Annotated in this window: 16 protein-coding genes; 10 read left to right on the top strand and 6 right to left on the bottom strand. The window is 39.5% G+C overall.

Annotated features, from left to right (window positions below; translation table 11 throughout):
- Window positions 1–226 precede the first annotated feature (226 nt).
- Window positions 227–2,656, bottom strand: coding sequence for a pyruvate, water dikinase (gene ppsA / locus HCN_RS04725; RefSeq protein WP_002956707.1), 2,430 nt, complete (start codon window positions 2,654–2,656; stop codon window positions 227–229).
- A 209-nt stretch (window positions 2,657–2,865) separates the two neighbouring features.
- On the opposite strand from ppsA, the gene purL reads away from it, so the two are divergent.
- Together purL and HCN_RS04735 are read left to right on the top strand one after the other, a co-directional pair.
- Entirely contained in the window at window positions 2,866–5,103 is a 2,238-nt protein-coding gene (gene purL, locus HCN_RS04730) for a phosphoribosylformylglycinamidine synthase subunit PurL (RefSeq protein ID WP_002956706.1), read from the top strand.
- Between the two features lie 15 nt (window positions 5,104–5,118).
- Window positions 5,119–5,646, top strand: coding sequence for a hypothetical protein (locus HCN_RS04735; protein WP_002956705.1), 528 nt, complete (start codon window positions 5,119–5,121; stop codon window positions 5,644–5,646).
- Window positions 5,647–6,036: 390 nt separating this feature from the next.
- Here the strand turns inward: HCN_RS04735 and thiE are convergent, their stop codons facing one another.
- The 5 genes from thiE to HCN_RS04760 are packed head-to-tail and all read right to left on the bottom strand — an operon-like array spanning window position 6,037 to window position 12,121.
- Window positions 6,037–6,732 (bottom strand): thiamine phosphate synthase, encoded by a 696-nt coding sequence (thiE, locus tag HCN_RS04740; protein WP_014666717.1) that lies wholly within the window; start codon window positions 6,730–6,732, stop codon window positions 6,037–6,039.
- A 16-nt stretch (window positions 6,733–6,748) separates the two neighbouring features.
- Entirely contained in the window at window positions 6,749–7,051 is a 303-nt protein-coding gene (locus HCN_RS04745; RefSeq protein WP_014667553.1) for a type ISP restriction/modification enzyme, read from the bottom strand.
- A gap of 1 nt (window position 7,052) precedes the next feature.
- Window positions 7,053–10,163 carry a type ISP restriction/modification enzyme gene (locus HCN_RS04750; protein ID WP_014667554.1) on the bottom strand — a complete coding sequence of 1,037 codons (3,111 nt, stop codon included), beginning with the start codon at window positions 10,161–10,163 and terminating at the stop codon, window positions 7,053–7,055.
- A gap of 2 nt (window positions 10,164–10,165) precedes the next feature.
- Window positions 10,166–10,894, bottom strand: coding sequence for an arginyltransferase (locus HCN_RS04755; protein WP_014666718.1), 729 nt, complete (start codon window positions 10,892–10,894; stop codon window positions 10,166–10,168).
- Between the two features lie 42 nt (window positions 10,895–10,936).
- Window positions 10,937–12,121, bottom strand: a complete 1,185-nt coding sequence (locus HCN_RS04760; protein WP_014667555.1) for a murein transglycosylase domain-containing protein — start codon at window positions 12,119–12,121, stop codon at window positions 10,937–10,939.
- 159 nt (window positions 12,122–12,280) lie between these two features.
- Here HCN_RS04760 and HCN_RS04765 point away from each other — a divergent pair, with 159 nt between their 5' ends.
- The 8 genes from HCN_RS04765 (at window position 12,281) to HCN_RS04795 (ending at window position 19,366) form a co-directional block, all read left to right on the top strand.
- Window positions 12,281–13,216: a radical SAM protein gene (locus tag HCN_RS04765; protein ID WP_014666719.1), complete on the top strand. Its 936-nt coding sequence runs from the start codon at window positions 12,281–12,283 to the stop codon at window positions 13,214–13,216.
- Window positions 13,217–13,324: 108 nt separating this feature from the next.
- The gene (locus HCN_RS04770) at window positions 13,325–13,963 is read left to right on the top strand and encodes a superoxide dismutase (protein ID WP_014666720.1); all 639 of its coding nucleotides are present in this window, start codon (window positions 13,325–13,327) and stop codon (window positions 13,961–13,963) included.
- 84 nt (window positions 13,964–14,047) lie between these two features.
- Window positions 14,048–14,881, top strand: a complete 834-nt coding sequence (gene nadC / locus HCN_RS04775) for a carboxylating nicotinate-nucleotide diphosphorylase (protein WP_002956696.1) — start codon at window positions 14,048–14,050, stop codon at window positions 14,879–14,881.
- A 14-nt stretch (window positions 14,882–14,895) separates the two neighbouring features.
- Window positions 14,896–15,954: a thiamine-phosphate kinase gene (locus HCN_RS04780; RefSeq protein ID WP_014666721.1), complete on the top strand. Its 1,059-nt coding sequence runs from the start codon at window positions 14,896–14,898 to the stop codon at window positions 15,952–15,954.
- Window positions 15,955–15,981: 27 nt separating this feature from the next.
- Complete coding sequence (locus HCN_RS04785; protein WP_014667557.1) at window positions 15,982–16,773, top strand: non-canonical purine NTP pyrophosphatase; 792 nt, start codon at window positions 15,982–15,984, stop codon at window positions 16,771–16,773.
- 101 nt (window positions 16,774–16,874) lie between these two features.
- Window positions 16,875–17,027 (top strand): hypothetical protein, encoded by a 153-nt coding sequence (locus HCN_RS11425; protein WP_158309889.1) that lies wholly within the window; start codon window positions 16,875–16,877, stop codon window positions 17,025–17,027.
- A gap of 32 nt (window positions 17,028–17,059) precedes the next feature.
- Window positions 17,060–17,524, top strand: a complete 465-nt coding sequence (locus HCN_RS04790) for an OmpA family protein (protein ID WP_014666722.1) — start codon at window positions 17,060–17,062, stop codon at window positions 17,522–17,524.
- A 9-nt stretch (window positions 17,525–17,533) separates the two neighbouring features.
- Window positions 17,534–19,366, top strand: a complete 1,833-nt coding sequence (locus HCN_RS04795; RefSeq protein ID WP_014666723.1) for a hypothetical protein — start codon at window positions 17,534–17,536, stop codon at window positions 19,364–19,366.
- The last annotated feature ends 26 nt before the right edge of the window (window positions 19,367–19,392 follow it).

Here is a 19,392-nt window from a genome sequence, read left to right on the forward strand (position 1 = left end):
CTGTGTGCCTTATAAGCTTGAGCTTTAGTTTTGCTCGGCATAAGCCGAGCGGACTTTAATACTCGTTACAACCAAGAAGTGGTTGTGGTGAGCTTCTTAGATTCTTGCTCTTTTTTCTTCTTAATTTTGTTTTACCTATTTTTTGAAACTTGATTTCGTTGATATTAGAGGTTTGATTAGGAGAAATTCTCTACTTTTTTATACAAAGCAGAGAATGGAGTAAAAATTAGCCTTTGAGCCTTTTTTCTATTTCTACAACCTTTTGCCAAGTGGCGATAACTGAATCTGGATTGAGTGAAACAGAGCTTATACCCTCTTTAACAAGGAATTCTGTAACCTCTGGATAATCACTTGGAGCTTGTCCGCAGATTCCACAATATTTATTATGTCGCTTACAGGCTTCAATGGCTTTTTTAAACATCGCAAACATAGCTGGATTTCTTTCATCAAAAATATGACTTACAAGCTGTCCGTCCCTATCCACGCCAAGTGTAAGTTGCGTTAAGTCATTTGAACCAATAGAAAATCCATCAAACATACTTAAAAACTCATCTGCCAAAATCACATTCACAGGTAATTCGCACATTACATAAATCTCTAGCCCATTTTTACCGGATTCTAGCCCATTGCGACGCATAATCTCAAGCACTTTTTTACCCTCTTCTGGTGTGCGTAAAAATGGAATCATCACTTTCATATTGGTTAGCCCCATTTCATCACGCACCATAGCCAAAGCTTGACATTCCCATTCAAACGCCGCACGATACTGCTCGGAATAATACCGACTAGCACCGCGATAACCAAGCATTGGGTTTTCTTCGTGTGGCTCATAAGGTGTGCCACCAAGCATACCGCGATATTCATTTGATTTAAAATCACTCGTGCGGACAATCACAGGATTAGGATAAAAGGCGGAGCATATCATACCAATGCCTTCAGCGATTTTCTTTGTGAAAAAGTCCTTTGGATTCTCATATCCACTCATTATCTTTTCAATCTCTGCCTTTTCCTTTAAGCCCTTTGTATTGCCATTTTGTATATCAAGCAGGGCTAGGGGGTGAGCTTTAATTTGATTTAGTACAATAAGCTCCATACGCGCTAAGCCCACGCCGTGATTTGGAATCTGTGAAAATCCAAAGGCTTTTTCTGGGTTGCCTACATTCATATAAATCTTTGTCTTTGGGTCGCCAAGATTATTTAGCTCAATACTTTCAATCTCGTATTCGCAAATGCCATCATAGATGTAGCCCTCTTCGCCCTCGGCACAAGAGACCGTTATCTCCATACCGCTATATAGCCTATCTGTCGCCCCAATCGCCCCAACAATCGCAGGCACACCAATTTCCCGTGCCACAATCGCGGCGTGGCAAGTCCTACCTCCGCGATTTGTGATAACCGCTGCTGCCTTTTTCATCGCTGGTTCCCAATCGGGATCGGTATTATCCGTTACTAGAATCTCACCTTCTTTAAAACTATCCATATGCTCTATGTCGTTGATAATCCGCACCTTACCCGTGCCGATTTTCCCACCGATAGCTTTTCCTGTGAGAATCACTTCTTTTTTAGCACTAGGATTCACAAATTTAAATTTTTCTAGCTTTTGTCCATCGCTTTTTTTGCTCTTTTGACTTTGCACCGTTTCTGGTCGTGCTTGAACGATGAAAATCTCCCCGCTCTCGCCATCTTTAGCCCATTCCATATCCATAGGGCGATATTCTCCAGCCTCTTTTGTGTAATGCTCCTCAATTTTTATAGCATATCTCGCAAGGGTTAAAATATCTGAATCTGTGATAGAAAAGTTTTTCATTTCGCGTTGAGTGGTTTTAATATTTTTTGTAGGATGTTCGCTACCGCGTGGGGCATAGACCATTTTTTGATGTTTATGTCCTAGCTGTCGCTTGATAATAGGGCGTTTGCCCTCTTTGAGTGTGGGTTTAAAGACATAAAATTCATCAGGATTCACGGTTCCGCCTACGACATTTTCGCCTAATCCCCAAGATGAAGTGATAAACACCGCGTCCTTAAAGCCTGTCTCTGTATCAATGCTAAACATAACCCCAGCACTGCCTTTATCGGCACGCACCATTTTTTGCACACCCACAGACAAAGCCACTTTAAAATGATCAAACCCACGAGATGCACGATAGCTCACCGCTCTGTCAGTAAAAAGCGAAGCAAGGCAAGACTTGATATAGTGAATAAGCTCGGTTTTTCCTTTGACATTCAGGTAAGTATCCTGCTGTCCGGCAAAACTCGCATCAGGCAAATCTTCCGCAGTAGCCGAGCTTCTTACCGCTACATCGGCTTCTTTCATACCGTATTCAGCACTTAAAATCTCATAGGCTTTAAAAATCTCTTCACGCAAATCCGCAGGAAAAGGTGTGCCAAAAATCAACTCTCTTATCTTCTTAGAACGCGTCTTTAAAACATCAATTTCAGTTACATCAACGCCATCAAGCAAGTCAATGATCTTTTGGCGTATGCCACCAGAATCTAGCAAATACCAATACGCATCGCTTGTAATGGCAAAGCCATTTGGCACTTTTATGCCTTCACTCACAAGCTCTTGAAACATCTCACCAATACTTGCATTTTTACCGCCAACGATAGGCACATCTCTGTTGTTAAGTTCCTTAAAAAACTTAATATACTTCATTTCCAGCTTCTCCTACTTATTCTTATGCTTTGTGTTACAAGTCGCACATTGTATTGAATGAAAGTTTATCGCAAACTTAAAAAATCCAACTTTTAGCTTAATCTTGCGTTAAAAAGAAAAAAAAGTTAATTTATGCTAAAATCCCAGATTTTTGAAGTTTAGCTTCAAGTGCTGACTTCAAGCTTAGATTCTACATTTATGAGGTAAAAATGGTAAATATTACACATCTTTTAGGCGAGATTGACAATCTTAGTGAGAGTTTAAAAGCCCATAAGCTTTCATCGCAGGACTATGAGGAGATTCTTAAGATTTTAAAACGCCCTCCAAATCTTATAGAGTTAGGGATTTTTTCAGCGATGTGGAGTGAGCATTGTAGCTATAAATCAAGCAAAAAATATCTTAAAGGTTTCCCTATCAAAGCCCCTTGGGTCGTGCAAGGACCGGGTGAGAATGCAGGGGTAATTGATATTGGTAATAATCTTTGTGCAGTGTTTAAAATAGAATCTCACAATCACCCAAGCTTTATTGAACCTCACGCTGGGGCAGCAACGGGTGTTGGCGGCATTATGCGAGATATTTTCACAATGGGTGCGCGTCCGGTGGCAAGTCTCAACTCTATCCGTTTTGGCGATGTGGCAGATTCTAGCAGCCTTGGCAAAAAGCACCGCTATCTTTTGCGTGGCGTTGTAGAGGGCATAGGGAGCTATGGAAATTGTATGGGGGTGCCGACAATTGGCGGAGAGATGAGCTTTGAATCTTGCTATAACGGCAATATCTTGGTTAATGCCTTTTGCTTGGGGCTAGTGAAAAAGAACGAGATTTTTTATGGAAAGGCTCAAGGTATGGGGAATCCTGTGATTTATGTGGGGAGTAAAACAGGGCGAGATGGCTTGGGTGGAGCTGTTATGAGCAGTGATAGCTTTAGCTCAAATTCAAAGGCTATGCGTTCAGCAGTGCAAGTGGGTGATCCATTTGCTGAAAAGCTTTTACTAGAGGCGTGTTTGGAGCTTTTTAAGCAGGATTTAATCATTGGGATTCAGGATATGGGAGCAGCGGGGCTTACAAGCTCTAGCTTTGAGATGGCGGGGCGAAGCGGGAGTGGTATGATACTGCACCTAGATAAAGTGCCTATGCGTGAAGGCGGTATGAATCCGTATGAGCTAATGCTTAGTGAATCGCAAGAGCGAATGCTGATTTGTGCGAAAAAGGGCTGTGAAGATCAGGTGCTAGAGATTTTTAGCAAATGGGAAGTTGATGCGGCAATTATTGGGGAGGTTACAAAAAGTGGCAATATGGAGCTATTTTGGTATGGGGAGAAATGTGCGGAGATTCCTATCTTAGAGCTTAGTGAAAATGCCCCTATGCTGGATATGCCTACTCGTGCAATTCCACCACAAAGCCATAAAGCAGACCGCCTTGAGACAGATTTAAGCACACAAGAGATTTTTACGACATTACTAGGAAGCGTTGAAATTGCTAATAAAAAATGGGTGTATGAGCAGTATGATAGCAGTGTGCAGGGCAATACCATAACCCCTGCTGGAAGCGGCGATGCGAGTATGATACGCATAAAAGGCACAAATACGGCTCTTAGTATGAGCGTGGATTGCAATATGCGGTATTGTCAGCTTGATCCACAAAATGGAGCAAAAATCGCCGTGGCAACTTCTGGGCGAAACTCTGTTGTCAATGGTGCAAAGCCTTTAGCTATAAGTGATTGTCTCAACTTCGGTTCTCCGCAGAATCCTGAAGTGATGTGGGCATTTAGCGAAGTGTGCGAGGGCATTAAACAAGCGTGTGAGATTCTAAACACACCTGTGGTAAGTGGCAATGTCTCTTTACACAATCAAAGCGATGGTGTGGATATTTACCCCACACCCTCCATTGTTAGTGTAGCTTTGCTTGGCGATATACAAAAGGCTATCCCTTCACAATTCCAAACGCAAGGCAATAGCATTGTCCTGCTTGGCGAGATTAAGCCTGAATTTGGCGGGAGTTTAGCTCAAAAGATTCTAGAAAAACGCATTTATGGGCAGATACCTGCTATTGATTTGCAAAAGGAATTAAACTTGTGGAATCTGCTTTTAGAATCTGCAGAAAGCTCCCTTATTAGCTCGGCTAAGGACATAGGCGAGGGGGGCTTGGCAATCACTCTAGCTAAAATGGTGTTAGGTAATGGTGTCAATAAGCCCATAGGCTGTAATATCCATACAAATCTCCCCTCTCAGCTACTTTTCTCGCAATCGCAAAGCTGTGTCGTGGCGGAAATCACAGCGGAAAATTTACAAAGCTTTATGCAATTAGCTAAAAAGCATAAAGTCCCTGTGTGTGAAATCGGCTGTGTGGGTGGGGAGATATTCTGTGTTGATGAGATTAATATGAATCTTACTGAAATGGCGGAAGTGTATTTTGAAAGTTTTGAAAAGCTTATCAATCAAGATTTGTAAATCTAAGATTCTGTAATGCTACTTATAGCCTTGCAAAAAGCCTGTGCTTGTGTGTATATATGTCTATGTGTGTTGTGCTTAGACATATATGCGTTAGGCAATGCAGTGGTCAATCAGCCTCCAAACCCCTTTAGTCTACCCAAAGATGGCAGTTATTATTTAAAGCAATATGCCCCTATGCTACGCTCCTATGTGGAGCAGGTTAAAAAACAATCGCTAGAGCAAGATTATCCTTATTATGATAGGCGTCCTGTGATTGAATATAGCGTGTATCGCGGCTTTACAGATATTCAAAGGCTTCAATGGCGTGGTGGGATTGTGCTGATAGGGGCGTATATGGCGGAGTTTATTAAGTATAGCCATTTGGGCGGTGTGGGCATTGGCGCTAGGCTTACGCCAAATGATGAAAGCTTCTACCTTAGCTTTGATGGGCGGTATTTAAGCGATTTAGAATCTTTTGGGCTAGGGCAGGAAATATTTGCGTATTGTGTTTTGCCCCGCTTTGATAAGTGCATAATGCTGGGCATTGGGGAAGAGTGGTAAAGGTTAGGTGGAGTAATAAGCAAAGTGTTAAAATCCATTTGTCATATTGAAGGACTTAGTCCTAAAATATCTCTAACAAAATTTTCTTTCTTTTTTTATCTTTAAGGGGAGGGGCTTAAATTTGCAAGCGTGGGTTCGTAGCTTCGCTACTGCACGCGAAGTCGGTTCGCAGATATACCGCTTACTCCCCCTTAAAAATCGTTCGCAGTCGTGCCGCTCACCCCCTACAACGCTTTACAAGGTCTGCACTTCGTGCGATTTATTTTCAACACGCTTTAAGGTTGTGCCTTAAGCGTAAGTTAGACTGATCGTTTTGATATTATGAATTTTTGCGTTGGCAGATTGTATAACCCAAATGTAGTCTTTGTGATTGTGTTTTATCGCTTTTTGTCATTTACAATACTGTTGCAAAGCTTTTGCGTTGTGGGTAATAGAATCTAAGCGGTTTTGCAGAGTAGATTCTGTATAAGTGGAGTTTGTGCGTGTGGATTCTAAGGTGCTAGAATCTTGTGAGTTATTAGCCCATAGAGAGCTTATTACTGCGTTCATATCGGCATTTTTTAGCAGATGAATATTTTGAGTGCTAATGCCACCGATGGCACAGATGGGAATCTTGAGTGTTTGTTTAGCTTGGATTAGAAGTTCAAGCGGAACGGCAGCGGCATTTGGCTTTGTAGGAGAGGGAAAAAATGCACCAAAAGCTACATAATCCGCCCCTAAAGATTCTAAAACCTTTGCCCTTTGTAAATCCCCGTAGCTTGAAGCACCCAAAATCCCGCTAAATCGCTCTCTCACACGGGAAAATTCCCCATCATCTCTGCCGATATGTAGTGCTGGGGCATTAAGCCTAAGAGCAAGGTCTAGCCTGTCATTAAGGACAAAAAGGGCGTTATATCGCTCACACAGCTTTAAAAGCTCCTTTGCAATGGGGCAAAGCCACTCATCGCTATGGCTTTTGTCGCGGAGCTGGAAGATTCTTACTCCAGCTTTGAGAGCAGATTCTACACATTGAGATAAAATCTCATAGGGAGTTAGAATCTCATCACTTATAGCATAAATGCCTTGTAGCCTTGTATTTACACTCATCTTAATCCTGCTTATCTCACATTAATTCTATTGTGGCAATGCGAGATTCTATCTCTAGGCTTTTATGCAAGGTTTGGATTATCTTTTGAAAATGTGTGAAGTCTATCTCTTCGCCTTTGTGGGATTTAAGATGTTTGTCTAAGACTTGATAACCGCCGATTTTATACTCCCACACGCTAGATTCTACTTTGTCAAAATATAAGCTTTTGTTGATAAAAAGCCTTTTAGATTCTGAGTTGTAGCTGGGCTTTTCTATAATGAGATTTTTATCATTTTTGTCATTATAGAGTGGCTCGCCGATAGATTCTAACTCATTCATTCTATATCCTTTGTGTCAAATAAAGTGGGAAAACATAGCTCCCACTGCCTACTAAATGCAAATCAATAATAGAATCTGTGATGAAAATATTATCAATTTGAGATAATTTACTCCCCCTATCGCATACTAAACCGATATTTTTCATAAAGATTCCTTGTGAAGATAGAGTGGGAATAGATAATTGCCCTCTGTCCCCCTGTTTGAAATGTAACACATTTCCATTATTGTATGTGCCACAAATGAGTGATGAAAGCTTTGTGAACCTCTTGTCTGTCTGCAAGTTACTAGCCCTATATTGCAAGTCATTCTCATCATTTTCTGCTCTCTCTCTCTCTCTCTCTCTCTCTCTCTCTCTCATTAAATGCGTATCAAGTAGCTCTAAGCCTAAATCGCTTAAAGCTAAAAACTTCTCTTTAGATTCTGCAAATGGAATCTTTGGGAAATCAATTTTCAAAAAGTCTAAATACTTCTCTCTATAATCCTTATGAAATAGCACTGCATAAATATAGCCTAGAATCTGCTCGGGGCTAAAATGCTCTTTATACTTAGAATCTATAAATGCTCTAAATTCTTGCGTGAAGTTTTCTACCCACATATCATTAGAATCTTGTAGAAAATGTTGAAACACATCATAGACAGGATACGCCATAAAAGCACGAGATTTGTTGATATAATAAGTCCAACGTATATCAAAAGGACGATAATGGCAGAGTTTTATAAACTCATCTAAATTATCTTTATTTTCTCTAATTGCTTCTATGGCAGATTCTAGTTTCCAGTCTCTAGAATCTTCCCCTATATCATAGATTTTATATAGCTCATCTTTTGGTTTAGTGATAAAATCGTGTAGCATTGATTTTAAACTTTCTTTAGAATTGTGAAACACTATCTTATCTCTTTTGGAGCAAATCCCCACACCAGAAACCTTAAAAATATCCTTTACACTCCAGCCTTTATCATATTCTATTCTTAATGACTCATTTTGTGGGATAAAGAGATAAAAGGGGTTTTGTGGGGTTAGAATCTGCCATTGTATAGAATCTAAAGTATTGCTATATAAAAATTCATATTTATCCTTGCGTTTGCCATAGAGATCATAGTGGTAGATTGTCGCTAGATTGCTAGAATCTTTTGTGGTTTTTATAAAAATATTGATAGAAACGCCTTGCATAATGTCAAACACATTGTCATCTTTATCGCCGCTTGGTGTGGTCTCTTTCTTACGCGTATTGCCGTGCAGGTCTAAAATATAGATTTTATCAAATGTCCTTAGCAAGTGATAACGCATACCGCGAAATGTTGGGTTGTCTAAAAAGGCATTGTTAGAGATAAAGGCAAAGATTCCACCCCCTTGCTTTTCAATTTTAGATTCAGCAAAGCGGATAAATTTGACATAGTCATCTAGCAGCCATTTTGGGTTTTTCTCATTTTGGAGTTTGTGTCTATCAAGTATGCTTTTAAAGGTTTTTACATTGTCTTTGCTTTTGTTTGAAAAGTAGCGTGATAGGCTCTCTATCTCGGCTTTTGTAAGCTCGGCTAGTTTTGGCTCTAGCCCATAGGTGATACGCACTTCATCTTCATATAAGCCCTTGTTTGCACTAGCTCCGCTATATGGGGGATTGCCCGTGATGATTAAAATATCTTTGCCTTTAATCTCTTGGGCTTTTTCAAACTCCTTTGTAAGCTCTGCCATACCTACAAAGAGATTGCTGTGCTTATTGATTTCATCTTCTTTGCTGCTCACATAGAGTGTGTTTGTCAGCGTGATATTTAGGCTTTCATTGTCATTTAGCTGGGCTTCAAACTCTTCTTTAAAAGCTTGAGAGATTTTAAGATGTGTTATGGTGTAGGGTGCGATTAAAAACTCAAATCCATAGAATCTTTGTATCAAGGCTTTTGGGTTGTATTTCACGCTGTTTTTATTGCTAGATTCTAGGGCTTTTCTAAAAGCTTCTAGTAAAAATGTCCATGTGCCTGTGGCAAAGTCTAAAAGCGTGATATTATCATCAGTGATGGCGGATTGTAGCCCTTGCTTATTAAAGTCTTTTTGCAGGGTTAAATCAATAGAATCTATGATGAATTTCACCACTGGAGCAGGGGTGTAATACACGCCTCGCACTTCTCTTAAGCTCTCATCATATTCTTTGAGAAAGTCTTCATATAAATGTAAATATGGGTCTTTGTAGATATGCTCTCCTAGCAAGTCTTTTTGCGAGAGTTTGTTGAGATCGTGGATAATGGCGGCGATGTCTATGTGATTGATAATAGCGATGATTTCTTCTAAAAGCCATTTGATAGAATCTAGCTCTTTTAGCTCTCGTAGGAATTTGCTCATCGCTTGGATAAGTGAGAAAGATTTGGGGATAAAGTTGTAGGCATTATCTAGGGTGATGTTTTCACTTGTGTTGTTGTTTAGCCTTGCTAAAAACAGGCTATAAGTCAGCGTCTGTGCGAAGCTATCGGCAAAAGTGATGAAGTCTAAATCTTTATATAACGATTCTTTAAAGGCGTTAAAAAGCCCTTGTATGTGAGCGTTGCTCTGCTTTTCTATCATTTCATCTTTTAGGATTCTAGTCCTTTGAGCTAGGGCGTTTGCAAACTCTTTAGCTGTATTTATGGGGCTTGGACTTTGAGAGAAAAAGAGTGTGAAAAGCTCGGTTAGCTCTTTTGCTTTAGAATCTAGGCTAAAAAGCTTGGGGTTTTTCACTAGGGCTTGGAGCTGTGAAAGCTCACAGATTCTGCACTCTTGCTTTATGCTTATTTTGCCCTTTTCATCTTGGCGTAAAAGGCAAAATCTAAGATAATCTGTCAAAATGATATTTGAGCTTAGGCGGAAGTATTTTTGAATCTGCTTGTCTTGTGTGATTTCATCTAAAGGGGCATTTATGCGCTTGTTTTCAATATAGCCAAGTGTAAGAGAATCTTTTGTGATTAAAAAGTCTGGTGCACCCCTGCCTTCTTTATCATTATTTGGCTCGTGCTTGATATGGATAGTTTTAGACTCTCCTTTTAATGCGTTTAGTAAATTTTCTAATGGCGTGCGGTAGGTGTGCTCTTTATCCTGTGTAGAAATATCCTGCAAGGCTTCAAGGTAATTTTGTAAAAACTGCATTTTCACTCCTTAATGTAAAGCTCCCAAATGGGTGGCTCAAAAATATCTGGGGCGTTTTTCAGCACTTCAAAGGGCGTAAAACGCTCCTTATACCCCATACAATAATGATTTTTAATCCAATATCCAGGGTAAAAATATTTCAGTCCAAACTCCCGCCCTATGCTGATTTGCTTTAAAATATTAAGTGTGCCTAGGCTGTAATGTGAAAAATTATGATCATAGTAAAAATACACTGCTGTAATGCTTTGCCCCAACGCATCAACAAGCCCAACGCCAATAAGCTGAGAATCTATAAAGTATAAAAACTCATAGCCAAAATCTTGATGTCCATCTACAAACATATCCATATAAGATTCTGGCGTTGTGGGCGTGTAATCCCAACCTTTTTTATCTCGCATAGTTTGATGATAGCGGTTGTAAAGCTCTATGTGGGCTTGTGAGATAGTGGGCTTTTGTATCTGTATATCTATGTTTTGAGCTTTTTTTAGCACTCGCTTATGATTCTTGCTAAATTTAAAATCATCAATCAAAGTGCGGATTGAGATACAATCATTGCAGCCCTGACACATTGGCACAAAAAAGTAATTCCCAAAGCGTCTAAAGCCCCGCTCCAAAAGCCCGTGGTAGAAGCTAGGTTTTACATTTTGAATATGAAAATATCTAAAAATGCTTTTTTTAGAATCTATGTAGCTACAAGTTTTTTCTTCGGAGTAAAATTCTACTAATCTCATTCATATACCTTTAACGCACCCACCTCATTTTTTAAACCGCTCTTATTTAATATGCTCGTAATTTTTCTTATGCGTGGTTACTTTCATAAGGTAGCGTCTGCCCTCACTAGAAGGGAGCTTTGATTGAATCGTGTCATAGACTTTTTTTGGAGACATAGCATTTATGCGATTGAAAGCTTCATTCTTATCATTTGCAAATGTTCTTAGCACACTTCCAGCCCCAGCGTTATAAGCAGTAATCACGCAGTATTCTTGGCTTTGCTTATCTTTTATTGACGCTAAATAGCGGTTAAAAAGAATGCTAAGATAGGCTACGCCATATTCAATATTTGTTTCAGGGTTAAAAAGCATTTCTTTTGTTGGCATACCTTTTTTGCCATTTATGAGTTCATACGCATCAGCCCCCGCTGTGCTTGGCACAACCTGCATAAGCCCATAGGCAGGCACACTACTTACCGCATAGGGATTGAAGTTAGATTCTGTTTGGATAATGCCTAACACAAGGGCGGGAGAGATATTGTATTTATGAGCATATTTCAATACAAGATCTTCGTATTTATGCTCGCTCTTACTTTGATAATCTCCCACCATTTGCAAATCCACATAGCTCACAAGCTTACCCTTGCTATCCTTGCGGGTTTTTAGCTCATTTTCCACAAGATATTTAGCATATCGCTCTGCACGCCATTGTGTCAAAATATCTTGCCCATCGTGGTCTTTAATCAGCCCTGCTAGAAAAGGTTTGCCATCAAATTTAAAATCATCAGCAGAATACAAATCCACTTTGCTTGGATCTTGGGGCAAAAGAAGTGTATTTGTAATGGCTTGTTCTAGGGACTTTGTGGGGTTTGAAGTATCAATGGTTTCAATGCGTATTGCACCGCTATGGAAGTTGATAGTTGCTTTGGATTTATAGTTATTTGAGTATTTGACATAAGATTCTGCACTTGGCAAACTCACATCTTCCTTGCTCCATTGCTTGGCAACATTGCCGCTTAGGTCATTTGCGACTTTTGCGTATTGTCGCTTGGCTTCCTTAATATCTCGCATAAGGGCTTTGCTGTCTGTGGCGTAGATTCTAAACTGATTTCCTGCGATTTGTCGCATTGCGTAGTTTGGATCATCGGCTATGGCGATTTTTACGGCATTTTCTGGCGTGAGTGCAGAGCAGCCAAAAAAGCCTAAAGTTAGAGCAAGGGTTATGCTAAGTTGTGCGTATTGTTTCATATTGTCATATCTCAATTTGGATTTAGTGTGTCAAAATCAAAACGCCCATTGTAGCGTAAAAAGTTAAGCTTTGCCCTACAAGCTTTATCTCAATAAATAGAAATATGCTATACTCGCAAGATTTTAAATCTTAGAGAAAAAGGCGTGAAAGGAAAAAGCGTGGAAATTGTATTTGGTCCTATAAACTCTCGGCGTTTTGGGCGATCACTTGGCGTGGATTTATCCCCGAGTAAGAAGCAATGTAATTTTGACTGCGTGTATTGTGAGTTGCAATGGGCAAAGACTATGGAGCGTATGGAAGAGATTGTGAGCGTGGATTCTATCTTACAAGCCATTCAATCTGCCCTAAAAACGCAGAAATGCGATGTTTTGACATTAACGGCAAATGGTGAGCCAACGCTGTATCCGCATTTGTATGAATTAATTAGCAAACTTAAAGAGATAGTGCCAGATTCTATAAAGTTGCTTATCCTTACAAATGGCTCACTTTTATGGAAGAAAGAAGTGCAAGATTCACTTATGCTTGTGGATATTGTGAAGTTTTCCTGCGATAGTTTGGAATCTAGGGCTTTTAAGAGAGTGGATCGCCCACATAGGAGTTTGAATCTTAGCCAAATTAAGCAGGGCATAAGCGAGTTCTGCCAAAGGTTTAATGGGGAGATTGTGAGCGAAGTGCTGTTTGTGAAAGGCATAAATGACACAATGGAACAGGCTAAGGAAATTGCTGAATTTTTATCAACGCTTAAAGGTTTAAAACGCGTGGATATAGGGAGTATTGATCGCCCGCCGGCTTATAAAGTGGAGGCAGTGAGTGATGAAAAGCTAGAAGAACTCGCTTCGTGTTTTTATGCTTATCCACATCTTACTATTTCACTTCCAAAACGCACACAGACTAAAGAGAGTGGGAATCTAGCCTTGCAAACTTATGACACAGATGGGCTAATAGGGCTTATCAAAAGGCGTCCATTAAGCACATTAGACGCACAAAAAATGCTAGATTCAAAAACTTTAGCACTCTTATATCAACTTTGCCAAAAAAATATTGTAAAGCAATGCAGTGTGGGAGAAAATATATTTTATAAAATTGTGGAATAAAAGTTAAAAGATTTTGATTATAATGCCTTGCTTTTTGTTATGGATTCTGTAATCTTTATGGAATTTGCTTGGCAAGGGCAAACAACACAATAAAACTAAGGAGAGACTATGTTTGAATTACGCAAATTGCCTTATGGCACAAACGAATTTGGTAGCTTTTTAAGCGAACAGACTTTTGAATATCACTATGGCAAACATCATCAAACTTATGTGAATAATCTCAACAACCTTATCAAAGGCACAGAGTTTGAAAATGCGGAGCTTGGCGATATTATCTTAAAATCAAGTGGCGGTGTGTTTAATAATGCGGCTCAAGTGTATAATCACGACTTTTATTGGGACTGCATAAGCCCTAAGGCAAGTGAGCTAAGTGCGGCGCTAAGTGCGGCGATTAATGCGGAGTTTGACTCACTTGATGGATTGAAAGAAAAATTCCTTGCTTCAAGCACAACACTTTTTGGCTCTGGCTGGAATTGGCTTGTGTATAACACACAAAATAAAAAGCTTGAAATCGTGCAAACAAGCAACGCTGCAACTCCTGCGACAGATTTTAAAGTGCCACTTTTGGTTGTTGATGTGTGGGAACACGCTTATTACATTGACCATAGAAATGCGCGACCTGCGTATTTGGAAGCGTTTTGGAAGCATATTAATTGGGCTTTTGTCTCTGTGTCTTACAAATGGGCGTTGGAAAGAGGTATTGAATCTTTTAAATTTTACGCAAATGAGCTTCACCCTGTTAAATAAGGACAGGAATGACACTCACGCTTGTGAGTGTCGCTATGATATTTTCTCATTTTATAAAACTCATCATAAAACTAGGGGCATAAGATGACACAATATCATATTCAGCAATTTATCATTCAAGCTTTGCAAGAGGATTTAGGTAGGGGCGATCTCTACGCCTTAATCGCACAAGATAGGGAAGCAAAGGCTTATGTTTTAGCTAAAGAAGAGGGTGTGTTTTCCGGCTTTGTGTATTTGGAGGCATTGGCAAAGCATTTTGATATAAAGATTTTAGAATCTCATAAAGATGGGGAGTGTTTCAAAAAAGGCACAAAGCTTTGTGTATTAAGTGGAAGTCATATTGCACTTTTGCAAATGGAGCGGGTGCTACTGAATATCCTAGCTCATAGCAGTGGAATCGCCACGCTCACCTATGCTTATAGCTCAAAAATTAGCAATCTACCCATAAAGTTGCTAGATACACGCAAGACTCGCCCATTATTGCGGGAGTTGGAAAAATATTCTGTTGTGAATGGCGGAGGGAGTAACCATCGCTTTGGGCTAGATTCTATGCTGATGCTAAAGGATACGCATTTAGCTCATATTACTGATTTACGGGGGATAATTAGCACTACTAGAGATAGAGTGCCATTTATGTGTCCCATTGAAGTGGAATGCGAAAGCTTAGAATCTGCGATTAACGCAATGGGGGCTGGAGCTGATGTTGTGATGTGTGATAATATGTCAATAGATGAGATTGAAAAAGTTGTGGCGTATCGCAACGAGTATGCCAAGCATACTAAGCTTGAAGCAAGTGGGAATATAAACCTTGAAAATATCGTAGAATACGCACAAAGTGGCGTTGATGCTATCAGTGTAGGCTCACTTATCCATCAAGCAAAATGGCTTGATTTGAGCCTTAAAATCCACCCTTGTTAGATTCTAGGCACAAAATGGCTTGTAAAGTGGCGTTTGACAAAGAAGCATTTTTTATCCGCTTATTAGAGCAAAGTGGCGTTACAAAGGGCATTGGTGATGATTGTGTGATTTTGGGCAATGTGAAAAATGCCTACCCACGCACACACAAAGCACAGATTCAGGCAGGGATTCAAAAAACGCAATTTTGTAAATCACAAACTCCACAGCCGCAGATTCAACATAAATCGCACAATGCTTTAAAATCCCCGCATATTCTACTAAAGGGCAAAGCTCCTTTGGTCATTGGTATGGATAGCTTTTGTGAGGGAGTGCATTTTTTGCAGGAGTGGTTTTCCCCCTATACTCTTGCGTATAAGGCATTTTTGGTTAATTACTCTGACATTGTGGCGATGAATGCCACTGCTGCTTATGCTATGTTAAGTATTGCCTTGCCACGAAAATGGGGAAAAAGCGAGATAAGAGAATGCGTGCAGGGGATAAGTGATTTTTGCAAAAAGTTCAATATTTTTCTTATCGGTGGTGATACGATTAGCTCTCAAACTTTAGCGTTTCATATTACATTGTTTGGTTTTGCCAACAAACACACGCTCTTTCGCGATAGAATCCCGCTAGATTCTGTGTTATACGCCACTTGCGATAGGTATCCTAGCAAAACTATCACTCAAGGACTAAAAGTGCTAAAAAATCTTTTAATAAACGATAAGCAAAGGCTCACAAAGATAAATCTCAAAGCAAAAGGACGATTTTTAAAGCCGGAGATTAGAGCGGAGTTTGTGCAAAGCTGTGAAAGATTCTTAAAAGGAGGCTTAGACATATCTGATGGAATCTTGCAAGAGATAAAGCGGCTTTGTGTGCTTAATCAATGCGGATTTAAAAGTGCTGTGCCGCTTTTTGCTCCTAAATCAAGGGTGTTACTGCAAAGTGGGGAGGCGTATGAAATGCTTTTAGCCATAAACCCCAAGGATAGCTTAAGATTCAAGCGACAGGCAGCACGACATAGGATTAAGCTTCTTAAGCTAGGAAGTTTAAGAAAAAAACGCACGATTTTACCTAAAAACACACTTTGGCATTGAATTTGATATGACGACAAAGGAGAATAAATGACTATTATTTTAGCCACAGGTAATCATAATAAAATCCGTGAGTTTAGGGCGATTTTGCAAGAGCAGATTGAGGGCTTGTCTCAAACTCCGCAAGATTCTATAAATGTCTATGCGTATAGCGATTTTATTATGCCCTTTGAGATTGAAGAAAATGGCACGAGTTTCAAAGAGAACGCCACGATTAAGCTAAAGGCGGTTTATAATGCGTTTTGTAATAAAATGCGAGATGATAAAACTAAAGATTCTATGCGACATCTACTCCAAACGCCCCTTGTTTTTATCGCTGAAGATAGTGGGCTATGTGTGCCTATGCTGGATAATGAGCCGGGTATTTATAGTGCGAGATATTATGAGTTTTTACAAGCACAAGGGCAGATTCAAAAGAGTGCGGTGAAGTTGAGTAATAGTGCTGATGAAGTCAATCTTGTGTGTTTATGTGAAAGGCTTTCAGCGTTAGCGAATAAGAAGCAGATAAAAATCCCTGCGTTTTTTACCGCTTATATTGCTTTGCTTATCGTGCCAATATCCGCCACGCTAGATTCTAAGCTAGATTCTATGTTGCTACCATTTGAGCGTTTGGTAGTGGAGTATAGTGAAGGAGTTTTGCACGGAGAAGTGATTGATAAGCCAAGGGGCAAAGAGGGCTTTGGCTATGATCCTATTTTTATTCCCGCTCAATCTAATCCGCAAAAGCAAACATTAGCAGAGTTTTCACCAAGTGCTAAAAATGCCATATCTCATCGCAAGAAAGCCTTTTCTCAATGTATTAAAAAGCTTCTTTCTCTGTAAAATTTGTGTATTTTTAAGGTAAAAACAAATCTTTTGCAGATACAATCCCAAGCTTTAAAATCTCAAAATAAAAAAGGACTTCGTATGCTAAAAACAACGACTTGGCAGCTTGCACAACAAACCCATACACAGGTGAATCTCAAGTGAGCAAAACTGCTATTGGTGCGCTTGGCACAGCGGCAGTTGGTGCAGGTATTGGTGCATTAGTGAATAAAAAAATAGGGCTAAAGGTGCAGCTATTGGTGCTGGTGTAGGTGCATTGGCTGGTGGTGCTGTAGGTGGATATATGGATTATCAGGATAAACAACTTCGCAAAGAGCTTCAAGGCACAGGCGTGAGTGTTTCAAGGGAAGGCGATGGGATTATCCTTAATATGCCCGGTGATATTACCTTTAAAAGTGGAAGTGATGATTTGAGTTCTGATTTTTATAGGGTGCTAAACTCTGTGGCAAAAGTGCTAAATAAAAAAGTGCTAAATAAATATGATAAAACAATCGTAACCGTTGTTGGATTCACAGACAATACAGGTTCCGATAAAACAAACCTTGCCCTTTCTAAAAAACGCGCAGAAAGTGTTGCGGCTTATCTTCAAAATCAAAAGGTTAAGACTGAACGCTTTGTGGTTGATGGGCTAGGTGAGAGTGAGCCAATCGCTTCAAATAAAACAGCTGAAGGCAGAGCGAAAAATCGCCGCGTTGAAATCTCTCTTACTGCGATTCAAAATAAAAGTATTCCTAGCTTTCTAAGCTAGGATTCTGCAATGATGAAGCGTATTCTTTCTCTCTCTTTTTTTATCTTAAGTCTTATTTGTATTGTGTCTGTTGGATATTCTCCGCAATATTGTATTTTACTCTATCCTGCGTTTTGTATGCTTTTTATCGCACTTTTTATACAAACCTATGAAGTGCTAAAGGTAAAAAAACAAGCCACGATTAAGGCATATTACAAGCAAGATTCTTGGCTTTCAAGGTATTTTGGACGCTTTTTGTTTATAAAGATTATAAGTGGAATCTTTGCGTGTATGGGAAGTGTGTCATTATTTTTTATGCTACTTTTTCCTAGTGGCAGTGATATTTTTATCTTTTGTGTGTTAGTGCCTTGCTCCATATATACCTTTAAGGTAGCAAAAGTCATTTGCAGGGCGAATATTAGCCTAGATTTTGCCTCTATTTTAGCGAAAAAATATACTGCGTTATTTTGTGCTGTGTGTGCTTGTGTGGGGGAATTTATACTAGAAGGCTTTGCTTTGCAACAGATACATATCACTAGCTTTCAAGGGCATTATGAAATGCTTTTAGAATCTTTTCATATCGCACAAATGCCTTGTCAATGGTGGCAGGAGCTTTTTGGTTTTATTGTGCTAAAAAAGGCTATTGTGGATATGCTCTATTTCAGCAATGATTCTTTACGCATTATTTTGAATGTGCTTTTTGCCTTTGGCTATTTTAGCTCTTTTGCGAGTTTTTCTTTACTTGTTTTGAGTGGTTATTCCACCAAATTAGAATCTAAAAACAACCCAGAATCTCACCAAGATTCTAAGATTCAGCCCCTTTACAAAAGCAGGGCTTTTAAGCAGTTTTTTGCCGTTATATTTTTCTTAATTTTTGTTTGCCTTGCTTTTTATGTGAGTTCTTTGCTCCAGCCCCTTGCTAAGTCAAGTAAGTTTGCAGCGGAGATTCTAGCACCGGAGATTCTAGCCACACAATTTTTAGCTCAAAATCAGCAGTATATTGAAGTGAGTATTCAAGGGGTGCAGAGCTTTGTCAATACCAAAGATATAGCGGATTTACAGCACAAGATTAAATCTACGCTTAAAGATTTTGAAACAAATCTTAATCACTCTACACAAGCAAGTTTGGAAGAATATCTTGCTAAAAAGGAGATTATTATTGATGAGTATTCTAAGTGGTATTTTAGCGTCTATGGGGAATATACGCGACTTTTTTATGCGGCTATTGGCAGGGGGGAGGACATCGCACAAGAACAGTTTGTTTTTCTGCTTAAAGCCTATACGCCAAATGATTTACAAGAGCGTTTAAATCGTGTGTATGATGCAGAGTTTGATAAGCTTAAAAAGCGTTTAGAGCAGGACTTTAGCTTTTTTACAATAAACAAAAAGCCTAACAATGCCTTTATCTCGCATTCCTTATCTTTTGATGATTTTACGCAAAATCTTAATGTGCTAAATCCTAGGGCAACTGATGGTGTAGCCGCACTTTTGGGGGCAAGTGTGGTTGGAGCGATGATTATAAAAACTTCTAGCAAAGCTATGGCAAAAACGGGAGCAAAACTTGTGGGAAAAAGTGTAGCTAAAAAGGGACTAAGTGGTGCGGCTGGGGCAGGGGGGTCGCTTGTGTGCGGACCTTTTGCCCCATTATGTGCGATTGGATTTTTTGTCGCCGCTGATGTAGGTATTAATAGTGTTGATGAAGCACTCAATCAAGAAGCATTTAAAAATCAAATGCGTGAAGGCTTTACGCAGTGGGAAATTCAGCTAAAAAACAGCCTTGTTAGCTATAATTCCCAACTTTCAAAGCAAATTTATGAGAATCTTAGGCTAGATTCACAATCACATCAACAAAAGGAGCAGTAATTGTCAAATCTTAAACAAGAAAAATC

Origin of the sequence: Helicobacter cinaedi PAGU611 (assembly GCF_000284635.1) — a bacterium.
GTDB lineage: Bacteria > Campylobacterota > Campylobacteria > Campylobacterales > Helicobacteraceae > Helicobacter_C > Helicobacter_C cinaedi.